This is a genomic window from Fimbriimonadaceae bacterium, assembly GCA_023957775.1.
Classification (GTDB): domain Bacteria; phylum Armatimonadota; class Fimbriimonadia; order Fimbriimonadales; family Fimbriimonadaceae; genus JAMLGR01.
Genome location: JAMLGR010000001.1, coordinates 147,935 through 161,582, shown reverse-complemented (window position 1 = coordinate 161,582; position 13,648 = coordinate 147,935). Strand labels below are relative to the sequence as shown.

The following is a 13,648-nucleotide window of genomic DNA, read 5'->3' as shown; positions in this document are numbered from 1 at the left end:
CCGCAGTGTATCAGCCGGGTGAGATGCCAAACTGAAGAGGTGAGCGTGCCCTTGCCCCCGGTTCTGGGATTTGGCTTCTGTCCCGGCTCCGAACGCCAAGGACAGGAGGGCCTTCTCTACCGCTACCTGCCCCCCGCCTTCTGCAGTCCGTCCGCAGCGGCCGTCGCTGGGGCCTTGAACCAGGCCGCAGCGGAGGGCGCCCTCGATCCCATGGCCTGCCCGATCCTATCCCTGGCCGATGCCGAACCTCGGACGGCGCTGACTCCAGAGGGCTGGGCTCTCTTCCGGCGCCTGCCCCCGTACGGAGAGTTGTCGCACGGGCCCCGCGGTTGGCGATGGACGGCCTTCTGGGACGGGGAGGCCGCCGTCACGGTGGAGCTTCCGGCGCTGGAGGCGCTCCTCCGGTTGGCGCTTTCCACCGCGCCGCAGCACCTCTGGGCCCAACGACATCTTGGCGATCACTTGGAGTCCATTGGCGGGGTTGGGGACCCCTCGGCGGCGGCGATGCTCATGGACGATCCGGGTGAAACAGGTTTGCTGACCGCCGCCCCAGACGAGCGGGTCTCGGTTCCGGCAGGCCTTGAGAAGGTGCTCCTATTCCCCGCCTCGGATCAGGCCGAGAACGATGAGGCGGCCACGGGGCTTCCCACGATCGTCCCGGGTTCGCTCGCCGTGCTGACGGGAGGTCGGGACGTCTCGTACGAGCCGCTGCCTCTGGTTCGGATGGAGCTGCCTGCATCCGGCGTCCCGTCGATGCTGGCGTGGGCGGCTAGGAGCCGGTGGCTGCGAGGCGAGGAGTGGGCCTCGCCCGCGATCCTTGCCTGCAACGACGCCGATGCGCCTCTGATCGCCAGGGAACCCACTGGCCGAGCCGTCGGCATCTTGCCCTTTGCCCAAGACTCGTGGCCATTGGCCTCGAGGTTGGAGTTCGAAGGCTTCTTCCGCAGCGTGTTGGGCGATTAGAAAGCGAATCCCAACGTGACTTGCCATCCAGTCGAACGGCGGGTCGGATCGGCTCGTCGGAACCCGTTTTCGTATCTCATCTGGACGCGCAACCGCTCCGGCGTTTCCGGTGCGGGCCACCAGTTCGCGCTCAGCGCGATCGTATCGCGGTAGCGGGGACCCTCCGCCGCGTCGAGCCGGTAGGCGCCCTCCCCTTCGAACCAAAGCGCCAGCGAGGGCTGGTCGGGCACATAGTAGGCCCGCACCACTCGAAGCAGGTTCGGGCGGGCCTCGTCCGGTTGCCCTCCAAAATCCGCAATCGCCAGAGAGAGGATCGCGCGCACCTCCGGATCGCGATTGCGCCGCGCCTCTTGCGGCCAACGCTCGAACGGAAACTCGCCCGCCTCCACCCTTGCGGCCAGGTCGTCGCGTTTCAAAACGCGCTCGCGCGTCAGGACGCGCCCGCCGCTGATGCCAGCGAACACGCGATACGTCGCGCTCACCGCATCCTCGTTGCCTCCCTCCGATGCATCCCGGTAGAGGGACTCGCCCAACAGTCCGAGCATGGCGTAATTCGAGACGGCCCCGATGCCGAGGGGGTGGATGGGAACAGATTCCAGACCGAATCCGAGCGAAAGGCGCTGGGCCTCTCCGAACCGCCCGGCCAAGCCGCCGACCAGGCGGACGTTGCGGAGGGCCGGCACGCGGAAATCCCGCAACCCCAAGGCGTCGAAGAGCGCGCCGTCGAGCCGAGTTTGGTCCCGCTCCAAGACCAGCGAGAAGTCGTCGCCGCGCCCCGACAGGTTGCGGGGCTGCGGCGCGTCGCCCACGGGGGTTTCGGCAAAGGGCGCGCCCTGCTTGCTCAGGACGGCCTTTCGATATTCCAGCCGGTAGAAGAGTCGGCCGCTGGCTTCGGTGTGGGAGTAGCCGACGTCCAAACGCACGGGCAGCGACTGGGCGTCAGCCTGGCTGAGCGCGAGGATCAAGAGGAGGGCGGTGGCCGCGCTGCGCCTGATCATGGCTCCTAGGCGTCGAGGAAGCTGCGCAGGTCGGCCTCGTTGACGGCGGGCTCGCCCGGCGACACATTGGAGAGCTTGCCCTCTTTCATCCACTTCTCAAGGAGGTGGACCTGTTCGAAGACGTGGTCGAACGAGTCTGCGATGAAGAGCAACGGCTGGTAGTGGTCGATCTCGAAGTACTGGTTGATGATCCACTCGAGCTGGAGCGGGAAGCGTTGCACGTCCGGCGATTCGATCGAGTACTTCAGCTCGCCGTAGGAGCTGAGCAGGCCGCTGCCGTAGACCTTCAAGCCCTCGTCGGAGCGCATCAGCCCAAACTCGATCGTGAACCAGAAGAACCGCGCCATCGCCTTGATGATGCTCGTCAGGACGCGCGTCTGCTCGGCGGGGTCGGAGATGCCCTTCGCAATCTCTGCCGCCGTGTGGGCGCACTCGCCGAACTGGACCAGCGTGTCGGCGAACGCCCGGTCCGTATGCATGGGCACGTGGCCCGCGATGTCGTGGAAGATGTCCGGTTCCGGCAGGTAGTCGAGCTTGTCCGCCCTGCGGATCGTGATGGTCGTCGGGAAGTCCCGGTTGCGCAGGCAATCGAAGAAGAGGAATGCGGGAACATAGCCGCTGACGGCCTTGGCCCGAAATCCCGTAAGCGGTCGTAGGAACTTGTTGACGTCCTCGAGGCGGGGCACGGCGTTGGGGTCCAGACAGAGGTTTTCGATCCCCTTCAGGAAGTGCGGATTGGCATATCGTTGCCAGCGATCGCCCATCCGCGCGTAGAGTTCCCGCCACGCCTGGTGGTTCTCGTCGGAGTACAGCTCGTACGGTTGGTGTATGTAAAGTTCGCCGTTCGCGCGCGCCTGTTCGATAAAGGGCGCTTGGGTCGTGGTCAGCCCTTCGCCGGCCATCGCATCGGGGTGTGCCGCCTGTTCGCTCACGTCGTTAGTGTAACAGACGGCGGGAAGCCCTTGTGGGATCAGATGCGGTCCTGGTTGCGGCGGACGGTGAACCATGCGGCAATGCCGATGGCGACCAGCAGCGGGATCACAAACGCGGCGTAGTGGGCGAACAACATCTTGCGGCCACCGATGGCGTCACGATAGATCACGGCATCGACGGAGTTGCCCATCACGCGTAGGACCAGGGAAAACCCTTTGACCAGGGCGAAACCGACGGGCGCCACGGCGATCCACTTGACCAACGGGCTGCCGTCGTCCTCCTCATACCGGTTCCCCAGAATCCAAATGAGGGCGCCGAGGATGGCCGCGGCGACGGGCCACAGCAAGACGTCGAGCAGGCTGAGCTGTGTTAAGTTCGAGAACGAGTCCATCGACGTCTAAGGTGGCACATTTCAGGCCAACGAGACCAGTTCGGGCTCAAAGTGTTGGGAGAGCGGGCCGCCCTCCCGACACTTCGGCTCGCCTAGCCGCCGGGCGGCGGCACGCCCCGGGCACGGGCCGCAGCTTCTGCGCCCGTGCCTCCCGGGCCGCCTCCAGGCCCGCCGTTGTACTGATCGTATCGCTGGCGTGCCTCTTCCGGTTTGATCCTCTCGGTTTCGGGCGGATGGCCCTGACCGGCCTCCGTGCCCATGAACCAGTAGAGGGCGCCGCCCAGCACGACGATCGCGAGTCCGATCAGACCGGCCGCTTTGACGGGAGAGAGTTCCTGCTTCATCGCTCTTACTGCGGAGGGAGCGGGCAGTCTCCGTCGGTCGCAGCCCATCCCGAATCAAAGCACGACAGGCCGGTGTCCCAGTACGGGTCCGGGGAACCCACCCACCAGGCGGCCTTTTCGGCGTAACCCGGGAAGCGGGTTCCCACCAGGGCTCCATCCGACTGCCTCACGCCGTTCTTCTTCGCCCACTTGGCATGGCCGTCCGCGAACGACCAGTTCGCCCCCTCGGTGAAGGAGTAGCTCACTTCGCCGTAGGGCTGCTCCAAGGCGCGGGTGTGGTTGATCTCGATGCACCAGAACCACGAATCGTCGGTCCACGGATTGCCCACGTTTGGATCCGGGCACATGCGTCGCTCGCCCATGGCGATCGTGGACGCGGGAGCCGGAACGGCCGATGCGCTGATCGCGGCCTTACCGACGAAGCTGCCCCAGTAGCCCGGAGCGACCTGCACGCCTCGAAAGAGGTTGCTGGCAAGCCCGAAGCTGCGGCGATAGAACCCGTTCGGCGTGCGGAACTTCTGGTTGGGATCGACCGGCGAGGTGAACAGCTCGGCGTTCTTCATGTAGTCGAATACGAGCTTGTCGAACGACATCGCGTTGGTGGGATCGCCTCCGCCTTGGCTCGGCCCGAAGCCGACGCGCACCTTCGGCGCGTAGACGTCGTCGTAGTCCCCCTGGTACATGATCGACGCCAACAGAATCTGCTTGAGATTGCTGATCGTGGTGATCTTCTTCGCAGCCTGCTTCGCTTGGGCGAACACTGGGAAGAGAATCGCCGCGAGGATGGCGATGATCGCGATGACGACCAAGAGCTCGATGAGGGTGAACCCCCCGTCTCTGCGTTGTTTCATGATGACTCCTTGGATCCGAGGATCCGTATGAGGGATGAGGAAAGTTCGAGGTGGGCGGGGGTCGCCGGCAGGAGGACCGCCGCTCCCTGGGCGGGCAAGGTGATGCCCAAGGAGGAGTGCCTCTCGCCCGACAGGGCGTCGACCCAGCCCTCCTTGGGACCCTTGAGATCCGCGTCGAAGGGTTTCGGCGACCCCGCCCGATTCACCGCGACGACGACCCGGACTCCCTGATAGCTCCGCGCGAAGGCCACGACGTCCGGACCGGAGCCCGGAAGCGGTTCCGGGTCCCCCGACTGCAGGGCAGGCACTGCCCCCCGCAGGGCGCCCAGCGCGCGGTACCAACGAAGCATGGGATTGGCGTCCGTGGCGAGGTCCCACCGCATTCCGCGGCGGTTCAGGGGATCGGCGCCTCCGAGCATTCCCAGCTCCTCGCCGTAGTAGACGCTTGGGGCCCCGACCCAGGTGAACTGGACCAAGGCGGCGAGGCGCGCCATCGCAGGGTCGTCGCCGCAAAGGGTGATGAAGCGGGGCGTGTCGTGGCTGCTGAGCAGGTTCATCAGATTCCTCGACACCTGCGGGGCGTAACTCTGGACCACGCCCATGAGGCGCCCGAGGAACTGCTCGGAGGTCGTCGCCTTGCGGGCGAAGAAGCCCAGGCACGCCTCGCGGAAGGGGTAGTCCATCACGGAGTCCCACTGGTCCCCGCCGAGCCACGGAGATCCATCGCCCCATACTTCGCCGACGATCCACATCTGGGGGTCGAGCCCTTTCACGACCTTGCGGAACGCCTGCCAGAAGGGCATGGGGACCTCGTTGGCGACGTCCAGACGCCAACCGGCCACCTCGGCCCGCTCGTGCCAAAACGCGGGGACCCCCAGCATGTAGGCTCGCGCTTCGGCGTTTCCGAGATTGACCTTGGGCATCGAGGGAAATCCGAACCAGGCGACATAGTTGGGATTCTCCTCGACCCTAATCGGGAACGATTTCGGAAAATACCAGTCGCGGTACTTCGAACTTGCCCCGTGTTCTCGCAAATCGAGGAAGGGGGCGAAGTCGACCGCCGTGTGGTTGAACACCCCGTCGAGAATCGTGCGAATCCCGGCCTTCTTCAGGTCTCGAGTCAGCGCGCCGAACTCCTCGTTGGTTCCGAGTTGGGGATCGACGCGATGGTAGTCGCTTGTTTCGTAACGGTGGTTCGAGGGAGAGGCGAAGATCGGGTTGAAATAAATCGCACCGACTCCCAGCGACTCCAGGTAGCCGATGTGCTCGCTAACGCCCGCAAAATCGCCTCCGAAACGGTTGAACCAAGTGGGCTCGGCATCCCACGCCACACGATCCTTCGGGTCGTTGGCGGACGATCCGTTGGCGAAGCGATCGGGAAAGATCTGATAGAGGACGGTCTGCTCGACCCACCGGGGAACGACGAATGGTTGGAAGGTTGCTTCGGACACCTCGAACTCCCCGCCGTCATGAGCGTCTGCGCCCCGCGGCCCGAAGTGCAGGACGGTGGCGCCGTCCTTGAGCCGAAACGAGTAGCGCACGGTTCGTTTGCCGTCCCAGGGAATCGAGGCCGCGTAGCGTGCGGCCATCTCGTCGGACTCCCAGGCCCTCATGGGAACGGCGCTGTCTCCGAGCATGAGGTCGACCGATTCGATGTCGCCCGGACGCGTGCGCAGGACGAGGGTCAATCGCCCACGATCGAAGTTGCGGTAGGGGATGGACGCGTCGTGCCGAAGGGGCGTCCGGGCAATGACCCCGTCTCCCAACCGTGCCGGCGATCGATACTCGTCGGGCAGAAGTACCAGGACGGAGTTGGTGTTGCCGTTCCCGTCATCCTCGTTCCTTTCTGCGCGCGGATCGAGCACCCACCGCTCACCGTCGAGCACGAATTTGTACAGGTGCTTCCCAGGTGCGAGCGAGAGCGTCGTGCGCCACACGCGGTGGTCGGGCCCGGGGGCCATCGGCGTCGCGCTCTTGTCCCAGTTGTTGAAGGTTCCGGCGAGCGAGACGGAGTGCAATGCGGTTTCGCTCCGATACTCGAACACGTGGGAGAGCGTGGCTTGGCCCGACATCACCCACGCGGCAAGGAGGGCGATCACCCGGTTGCCTCCAACGGCCCCGCCGACGACCCGCGAACGTGGAGTTCGCACGGGACGAGCAGCCTCCTCGGCCCCTCCGGGTCCCTTCCGTCGATGATCGAGAGCAGCCGAGCACAGGCTGCACCGACGAGCTTCTCAAGGTTGAGGCTGACGGACGACAGTCCGCACTCCAGCAGGTCGCAAAGGCGGCTGTCGTTGAAGCTCACCAGCCCCAGTTGGCCCGGCAACGACCGGCCCAGGCTCCTCGCGGCCTGGATGGCCCCCATCGCCATGAAATCGTCCAGAACGACCAGGGAGTCGACAGCCATCGGATCCCGCAACGCCTCGGCGGCAACCGATGCCGCGGCCTCGCATCCGAACTCCGAGTGCCAGACGCGGGGGTGCAGTCCAGCACGTCTCAACGTCGATCGGTACCCTTCGATCCGGTCGCTGCTGACCGAAACGCCTTCTGGACCTGCGAGCATGGCAATCCGGCGGTAGCCGCGGTCGAGCAGGTGTTGGGCGGCCAGGGCGCCCGCGGCGACGTTGTCGTTGTCCACCGACCAGAGTTTGCCGGCATCGTCCGGGTTGCCGATCAAGACGAAGGGAAAGCCCTCCCGCTGCAATCGGTGGATCCGCTCGTCCTTTGCCTCCGGCTCGACGAGGATCAACCCGTCCACACGCCGGCTGCGCAGCATCTCGTCGTAGACGGCTTCCTGCCCCGAGGCGGATTGGACCAGATCCACGCAAAGGTGCCGCCCGTTCTCCGAGAGCACTCCGACCAGTGCGGCCAAGAGATTGGCAAAGAACGGATCGTCGCTCAATCCGCCGTGCGGGCGCTTGACGACCAGGCCGACCATCCCCGTGGTCTTGTTCCGGAGCGAGCGCGCACGGACGTCCGGGCGGTAGTTGTGCTCCAGCATCACCGCCGCGACACGATCACGAATCCGGGGCTCGACACGCTCGTCGCCGGCAAGGACGCGGGAGACCGTGCTTTGCGAGACCTTCGCGATTCTGGCGATCTGTTCCTGGGTCACATCGACTCCGTGAATACGTATTCACAGCATTGTAGCCCATGTCGGCCGAATTGCCAACCGCTCGCGTGGCTTCACCCCAAAAACACGCAAATCCCGTGAATGTTCTTCACGGGATTTGCGGGCGGGTGGGAGAGGCTTAGACCTCGTAGCGCTTCGGACCGCCGTCGTCGCCGCCGGAGCCCTGGGCAATGCGCTTGACGAACGTCACCAGCTCCATCGGGTTGAAGGGCTTGGTAAGGTACATGTCGGCCCCGTAGTGGTAGCCCTCGAACACGTCCTTGTCCTGCGCTTTCGCGGTCAGCATGATGACGGGCAGACTCTCGGTCTCCGGATCTCGGCGCAGCGTCTTGAGCACCTCGAACCCGTCCATGTACGGCATCATCACATCGAGTACGACGAGGTTGGGCTTTTCAGACCGGATCTTCTCCAATCCCTCTTTCCCATCGAAGGCGGTAACCACTTGGTAACCCTGTCGCTCGAGGTTGACCTGAATCAACCGAACGATGTGCCTTTCGTCGTCACAGACCAAAACCTTGAGCGACATACGCCTATCCTACCTCTGCTCCGGAAGTGATGCGATGCTACCTGATCCGAATGAACCTGTCAATCACCCGAAAAGGCTGGCCGGAAGGGCCTCCTCCGGCCCTTGCAGGGCGCAAGGGTAACCTCTCTGGGTGAAGCTGTGCCGTTTCGAACTGATCTCCGAACCTGGTTCCGTGCACTCCGGTTTCCTGCACGACAACAAGGTGTATGAGACGGACGGTGCGCAGCCCACGGCCGTTCACGACTGGACCGATCTGGTCCCGTTGACCCCGGTGGGTAGGCCCCCCAGCGTCCGCCTCTTCGAACTGGGCGATGACGAGGTCGGATTCTCCGGCATGGACGTTCCCTTCACGCCCTTTCGCTACCTCAACCCCTCGTCCCTGATCGCACCGAGTCGGGAGCTCACCAAGCCAACGACGACGGACGCCCTGGGAATCCTTCCCTGTCTCGCGGCGGTGGTGGCTTCGACGGGTCTGGCCGTCGAGCCTGAAGAGGCCGAAGAGATGATTCTCGGCTACACCCTGGCCAACTGCTTTGTGGCCCAGGACCGCCTTCCCCATGCCAGCGCGTACGACGTCGCGGTGGCGTGCGGACCGTTCCTCACGACCCCCGACGAGTTGGCCGAATCCTCGTCTCCGGGAGCCCAGGGGCCGATCTTGGAACTGCGCGGCACGGTGCGCGTCAACTCCGAGATCGTGGGAGAGATCGACCTTTCCCACCTGCCCGCCTCGCTGGCAACTCTCTGCAGCCAGGCATCGCAGTCGAGCCCTCTGGCCGAGGGCGACCTGGTGCTTCTCGGGCCGCTTTGGGCTCCCGAATCGCCCCTGAGCCTCGAACCGTTCGACGAAGTCCACCTGTTCGTCGACCGTCTCGGAACGCTCGCAACCCGCATCGTCTGATCGAGTCACCCATGTCCATCCTCATCGAACAATTCACCCTTGCCAACGGTCTGCGCATCCTCGTCGAGCCGATCGACACCGTCCGGTCGGCCGCGATCGGCCTGTGGTGCCACACGGGAAGCCGACACGAGCTTGCGTCCGAAGCGGGCATCACGCACCTGATCGAACACATGCTGTTCAAAGGCACGCCTTCCCGCTCGGCCAAGGAGATCGCCGAGGCCATCGAGGGACGGGGCGGCGTCCTGAACGCGTTCACGGACAAGGAGGCGACCTGCTACTACTGTCGGACCTTGGCCGACGATGTGGAGAACGGCATCGAGGTCCTCGCCGACATGATGCGGAACTCCCTGATCGATCCCGAGGAGCTTGCCCGCGAACAGGGGGTGGTCCTGGAGGAGATCAAGCGCAGCGAGGACGAACCGAGCGACCACGTGCACGACCTCCACCTGGAGAGCCGGTGGCCCGGCCACCCTCTGGGCCTACCGGTCATCGGAACCCGGGAGTCGGTTTCTGGGTTCTCGCGCGACAACCTGACCGCCTACCTGGAACGGAGGTACCGCGGAGGCAATGTGATCTTGAGCGTGGTGGGGCACGTGGATCCGAAGGCGATCGCCCAAGCCGCGGAGCGTACGCTGGGATCCATACCCGCGGGCGGCGATCAGGAGCCCCTGGACGCGCCGCACGGTTCGCGAGCGGAGAACTGGATTGCGAAGGACGTGGAACAGGTCCACTTCTGCATCGGCACCGACGGCGTGGGCGTCACCAGCCCGGACCTTTACACGCAATCCGTCCTCGATTCGGCGTTGGGCGGCAGCATGAGCAGCAGGCTCTTTCAGGAGATCCGCGAGAAGCGCGGCCTGGTGTACGCGATCGGAAGCTACGCCCTCGCATACTCGTCGGGCGGAGCGTACACAGTGTACGGAGGCACCAGCCCGAGCACCTGGGATCAAGTGCAGGAGCTGGTCCGTCAGGAGTTCGACCGGGTGATGCGGGATGGCCTCGAGGACGACGAGTTGGAGCGCACCAAGCGGCACTTGTCCGGAAACCTCGTGCTCGCTTTGGAGGGCATGAGCAGCCGCATGATGCGAATCAGCCGCAACGAGCTGAACCACGGGCGGCAGATCCCGATCGATGAGACGCTCTCGAAGATCGAGGCCGTGACCAACACCGAGGTCGTGGAGCAAGCCCGTCAGATGCTCACCGAAGAGCTGGTGAGCACCACGGCGATCGGACCCGGCTAGCTGGGTGCTGAAGAAAGGCGGGCGCATGCGCCTCGTTCAGCACCGGCTGGCCGACGCGACTGTGTACACTCGCATCATGCCCTCGGCACCAGGATTCGACGCGTTGTTGGCGGCGATGGAACGGGCACGATCCGAGGACGAGCTGCTCGCCGAACTGGCGAACGTCCTCCTCGCGCACACGGAAGCCGAAGTGTGCGACGTGCTGATCGGGGAACCGGGCTCGCTGGTGTTGCGCGCCAGCACACTGGCCCCCGAGTACAACGTCCGACTCAGGATCGGGCGAAGCGTGGGGGTTGCCGGGCTGGCCTTTCAGACCGGGGCGCCGATCTTTCTCACCAAGGACGCCGAGCGACACCCGAGTTACGCCAAATACCCTGGACTCGAGGACACACACACGGAGGGCCTCGCCGTCGTCCCCATGGAGCGCGAGAGGGAGCCTTGCGGCGTCGTCCTGCTTCGTCGGTCGAGTCACTGGAAGTTCACGGCAGCCGAGAAGCGCCGGGTGCAGCAACTGGTCGCCGTTGCGACCCAGTGTTACCTGGGCTACCGAAACGCCTACGAGGCCGGGACGCAAAGCAACCGCTTGGGCGCTCTGAGCGAGGTCTCGAAGACCCTCTCGGCCAGTCCCTATCTGGAGGAGATCCTCCAACTGCTCGTCAACCTCACTGCGCAGCAGTTCAACTACGCGGTGTGCACGGTCCGTCTGCTCGACGAGGCCCGCGGCGAACTCGTTCTGCGGGCCACGCAGTCGCAGGCGAAGGCCTACCAGCGCAAGCGGGCGATCAAACTGGGCGAGTCGATCGCGGGCCGAGTCATCCAAGCCGGCAGGACGATCATCGTGCCCGACGTCCTCCTGGAGGAGGATTACATCGGCCACGACCTCGCCGTCGAGCAGGGCCTCAAGTCGATGATCTGCGTGCCGCTCACGATGCAGGGCAAATCCGTGGGCGTCTTGACGTGCTACACGACCCACGACCACGATTTTCCGCCCGACGAGGTGAAGGCCCTGGAGACCCTGGCAAAGCAGGCGGCGCTCAGCATCGAGCACGCCAAGCTCCAGGTGCGCACCACGCTGATGCAGGAGATGCACCACCGGGTCAAGAACAACCTCCAGCAGGTCGCCAGCCTCCTTCGCCTGCAACTGCGCCACAGCCGATACAAATCCCTTGAGGAGGCGTTGAACGACACCCTCTCCCGGATTCTCGCCATTTCGGCGGTCCACGAGCTCCTGAGTCGAGAGGATCTGGACCACGTCGGGCTTCGATCCATCGGCGAGGCGCTGGTCCAGCACCAGCAGCGCTCGCTGATTCTCCCCGATCGCACCCTTCGGTTCGAGATTCGCGGCGCGGACGTCCACCTCGGCACCGCTCAAGCGACGCAGGTCGCCCTGATCCTCAACGAGCTGATTCTCAACGCGGTGGAGCACGGGTTCCGCGTCACCAGGGAGGGAGAGGTGCACATCAACATCGAGGAGAACGACGGCGAGGTCGGGCTCTGGGTCTCCAACAGCGGAGACCCCCTGCCGGAAGGCTTTGATGCGGCTCACCAGAGCCACCTCGGGCTCCAGATCGTCGACAACCTCGCGCGCGCGCTCGGCGGCCGATTCAAGCTCGAAAACCGCCTGGGTTGGGCGGTCGCCGAACTGCTCTTCGCGAGGCTTGGGAGCGAGTAGCCGCTAGTCGACCACGTCCACGTCGATCTCCGGAACCAGGCCGGCCTCGACGCCGCGTCGAAGCAGGAGCTTGATCGCCTCTACGCCCTCCTGCCCCATGTCCAACGTGCGTTCGTTCACGTACATGCCGACAAACTCGTCGCTGGTGCCCTCGTCCATGCCCCGGGCGAACTTCAGGGCGTAATCGAGGGCCTGCTTCCGGTTGTTGAGACCCGCGGAGATGCTCTCGCGCATGCAACGGCTGATTTCGCGCACACCATCCTCGCCGAGGTCCTTCCGGACCACGTTCACGCCCAGAGGCAGCGGCAATCCCGTCTTCGACTTCCACCACTTGCCCAAGTCCAGAAGCACGACGAGCCCTTCCCTGCCGTACGTCAGTTGGCCCTCGTGGATGATCAGACCCATCGAGTAGTCACCGCGAAGAACCGCCGGAATGATCTCGTCGAACGGCACGACTTCGACCTTGGGCCGAATCCCGGCGCCCCGCTCGTCGTGGAACCAGAGGCACAGTTCGAGGTAGGCGCTCGTGAGAAGACCCGGCACCGCGATCGTCGTCTCGGCGTCGATGGGCTGCGGGTCCTTGGCGACGACCATGGGGCCGTAATCCTCGCCGAAACTGCCCCCGTGGCGAAGCAGCGCGTACTTGTCCGCGACGTGGGCGAAGGCGTGGACCGACACGGCGCTGGACTCCAGGCGCCCCTCTTTGGCCCACTCGTTCAGCGTTTGGATGTCGCGCAGGATGTGTTCGAACTCGTAATCGGTCTGAACGGCGCCCGAAGCCAGCCCCCAAAACATGAATGCGTCGTCGCTGTCGGGGCTATGTCCCAATCGGATCTTCATCGACGCAGAGGGTACCCCCGGAGCCGCCGCCGCGGATGCGCTATGCTGACGGCGGTTCATGGCCAAACCGACCTTGACGCCCAGCAAGATCACCACGTACTTGGCGTGCCCGACGCGCTACCGATGGACGTACGTCGATGCCCGCGGGCGCTGGTACCTCAGGGCCAAGCCGACGTTCAGCTTCGGGCTCTCCTTGCACAAGGTTTTGGAGCGATTCCACGAGCAGGGGGCCGTCGAGACCGTCGCCCAGGTGCTCCAAAGCTACGAGGAGAACTGGATCGAGGCGGGCTTCTCGAGCGCCGAAGAGATGGCGGACGCCTACGCCGAGGGAAAGGAGATCCTCGAGAGCTACGTCGAGGACGTTCGGCGCACACCCGCCACTTCCGCGACGATCTTGATCGAGCAAACCCTCCGGATGGGCCTGGGGCCGTTCGAACTCGCCGGGAGGCTCGATCGGGTCGATGAGGCGAAGGGCGGCGCCCTGGAGATCCTCGACTACAAGACCCTTCGCACCGAGGTGACGGAAGACGACGTGCGAACCGACCTCGCGATGGGCTGTTACGCGGTGCTGCTTCGCGCGAGGTATCCCGGCAGGCCGATCGCCGCGACCCTTGTGGCCATGAAGGGGGGCGTGCGCGCCACCGCCCACTTCTCCGACGCGGAGCTCGACGCTTTACAGGAAGATCTGTTGCGGCTGGGCGAGGCGCTTCTCTCGCGGCGGTTCGACACGGTCTCACCGCGTCGCATTCCGCTGTGCGGTACCTGCGAATTCGTGCCGCTATGCGCCAAGCAAGCAACGTGGTCGGACGAGTCCTAGCGTGGCGACCCAAGGGTTCCACGCCCGCTCGACGGGCGTGC

General features: G+C 65.0%; 14 protein-coding genes. 5 read left to right on the top strand and 9 right to left on the bottom strand.

Features of this window, described 5'->3' with window-relative positions:
• The first annotated feature begins 39 nt into the window (after positions 1 to 39).
• Complete coding sequence (locus tag M9921_00735; protein ID MCO5295360.1) at positions 40 to 963, top strand: hypothetical protein; 924 nt, start codon at positions 40 to 42, stop codon at positions 961 to 963.
• Here M9921_00735 and M9921_00730 read toward each other — a convergent pair.
• The 8 genes from M9921_00730 to M9921_00695 form a co-directional block, all read right to left on the bottom strand.
• A complete protein-coding gene (locus M9921_00730) occupies positions 960 to 1,961 on the bottom strand; it encodes a hypothetical protein (protein MCO5295359.1) in 1,002 nt (333 codons plus the stop codon). The genes M9921_00735 and M9921_00730 overlap by 4 nt on opposite strands.
• 5 nt (positions 1,962 to 1,966) lie before the next feature.
• A complete protein-coding gene (locus M9921_00725; GenBank protein ID MCO5295358.1) occupies positions 1,967 to 2,893 on the bottom strand; it encodes a phenylalanine 4-monooxygenase in 927 nt (308 codons plus the stop codon).
• A gap of 38 nt (positions 2,894 to 2,931) precedes the next feature.
• Positions 2,932 to 3,285 (bottom strand): hypothetical protein, encoded by a 354-nt coding sequence (locus tag M9921_00720; protein ID MCO5295357.1) that lies wholly within the window; start codon positions 3,283 to 3,285, stop codon positions 2,932 to 2,934.
• Positions 3,286 to 3,377: 92 nt separating this feature from the next.
• Complete coding sequence (locus M9921_00715; protein ID MCO5295356.1) at positions 3,378 to 3,629, bottom strand: hypothetical protein; 252 nt, start codon at positions 3,627 to 3,629, stop codon at positions 3,378 to 3,380.
• Between the two features lie 5 nt (positions 3,630 to 3,634).
• Complete coding sequence (locus M9921_00710) at positions 3,635 to 4,480, bottom strand: prepilin-type N-terminal cleavage/methylation domain-containing protein (GenBank protein MCO5295355.1); 846 nt, start codon at positions 4,478 to 4,480, stop codon at positions 3,635 to 3,637.
• Positions 4,477 to 6,630 (bottom strand): alpha amylase N-terminal ig-like domain-containing protein, encoded by a 2,154-nt coding sequence (locus M9921_00705; protein ID MCO5295354.1) that lies wholly within the window; start codon positions 6,628 to 6,630, stop codon positions 4,477 to 4,479. Before M9921_00705 ends, M9921_00710 begins: the two co-directional genes overlap by 4 nt.
• Entirely contained in the window at positions 6,576 to 7,595 is a 1,020-nt protein-coding gene (locus tag M9921_00700; protein ID MCO5295353.1) for a LacI family transcriptional regulator, read from the bottom strand. The genes M9921_00705 and M9921_00700 overlap by 55 nt, the downstream gene beginning before the upstream one ends.
• Before the next feature lie 136 nt (positions 7,596 to 7,731).
• On the bottom strand, positions 7,732 to 8,139 hold the full coding sequence (locus M9921_00695) for a response regulator (GenBank protein MCO5295352.1): 408 nt from the start codon (positions 8,137 to 8,139) through the stop codon (positions 7,732 to 7,734).
• A gap of 130 nt (positions 8,140 to 8,269) precedes the next feature.
• Here M9921_00695 and M9921_00690 point away from each other — a divergent pair, with 130 nt between their 5' ends.
• The 3 genes from M9921_00690 (at position 8,270) to M9921_00680 (ending at position 11,950) form a co-directional block, all read left to right on the top strand.
• Positions 8,270 to 9,037 (top strand): fumarylacetoacetate hydrolase family protein, encoded by a 768-nt coding sequence (locus M9921_00690; protein ID MCO5295351.1) that lies wholly within the window; start codon positions 8,270 to 8,272, stop codon positions 9,035 to 9,037.
• An 11-nt stretch (positions 9,038 to 9,048) separates the two neighbouring features.
• The gene (locus M9921_00685; GenBank protein ID MCO5295350.1) at positions 9,049 to 10,278 is read left to right on the top strand and encodes an insulinase family protein; all 1,230 of its coding nucleotides are present in this window, start codon (positions 9,049 to 9,051) and stop codon (positions 10,276 to 10,278) included.
• Positions 10,279 to 10,354: 76 nt separating this feature from the next.
• Positions 10,355 to 11,950 carry a GAF domain-containing protein gene (locus tag M9921_00680; GenBank protein ID MCO5295349.1) on the top strand — a complete coding sequence of 532 codons (1,596 nt, stop codon included), beginning with the start codon at positions 10,355 to 10,357 and terminating at the stop codon, positions 11,948 to 11,950.
• A gap of 3 nt (positions 11,951 to 11,953) precedes the next feature.
• Here the strand turns inward: M9921_00680 and M9921_00675 are convergent, their stop codons facing one another.
• Positions 11,954 to 12,790, bottom strand: a complete 837-nt coding sequence (locus M9921_00675; GenBank protein ID MCO5295348.1) for a hypothetical protein — start codon at positions 12,788 to 12,790, stop codon at positions 11,954 to 11,956.
• 58 nt (positions 12,791 to 12,848) lie between these two features.
• Between M9921_00675 and M9921_00670 the strand changes: the two genes are divergently transcribed.
• Positions 12,849 to 13,607 carry a PD-(D/E)XK nuclease family protein gene (locus M9921_00670; GenBank protein ID MCO5295347.1) on the top strand — a complete coding sequence of 253 codons (759 nt, stop codon included), beginning with the start codon at positions 12,849 to 12,851 and terminating at the stop codon, positions 13,605 to 13,607.
• The last annotated feature ends 41 nt before the right edge of the window (positions 13,608 to 13,648 follow it).

What these genes read in the sequence shown, in the direction of transcription:
- M9921_00730 (MCO5295359.1), bottom strand. Translation starts at nt 1,961, where the DNA reads ATGATCAGGCGCAGCGCGGCCACCGCCCTCCTCTTGATCCTCGCGCTC.
- M9921_00720 (MCO5295357.1), bottom strand. Translation starts at nt 3,285, where the DNA reads ATGGACTCGTTCTCGAACTTAACACAGCTCAGCCTGCTCGACGTCTTG.
- M9921_00670 (MCO5295347.1), top strand. Translation starts at nt 12,849, where the DNA reads ATGGCCAAACCGACCTTGACGCCCAGCAAGATCACCACGTACTTGGCG.
- M9921_00715 (MCO5295356.1), bottom strand. Translation starts at nt 3,629, where the DNA reads ATGAAGCAGGAACTCTCTCCCGTCAAAGCGGCCGGTCTGATCGGACTC.
- M9921_00685 (MCO5295350.1), top strand. Translation starts at nt 9,049, where the DNA reads ATGTCCATCCTCATCGAACAATTCACCCTTGCCAACGGTCTGCGCATC.
- M9921_00680 (MCO5295349.1), top strand. Translation starts at nt 10,355, where the DNA reads ATGCCCTCGGCACCAGGATTCGACGCGTTGTTGGCGGCGATGGAACGG.
- M9921_00710 (MCO5295355.1), bottom strand. Translation starts at nt 4,480, where the DNA reads ATGAAACAACGCAGAGACGGGGGGTTCACCCTCATCGAGCTCTTGGTC.
- M9921_00695 (MCO5295352.1), bottom strand. Translation starts at nt 8,139, where the DNA reads ATGTCGCTCAAGGTTTTGGTCTGTGACGACGAAAGGCACATCGTTCGG.
- M9921_00675 (MCO5295348.1), bottom strand. Translation starts at nt 12,790, where the DNA reads ATGAAGATCCGATTGGGACATAGCCCCGACAGCGACGACGCATTCATG.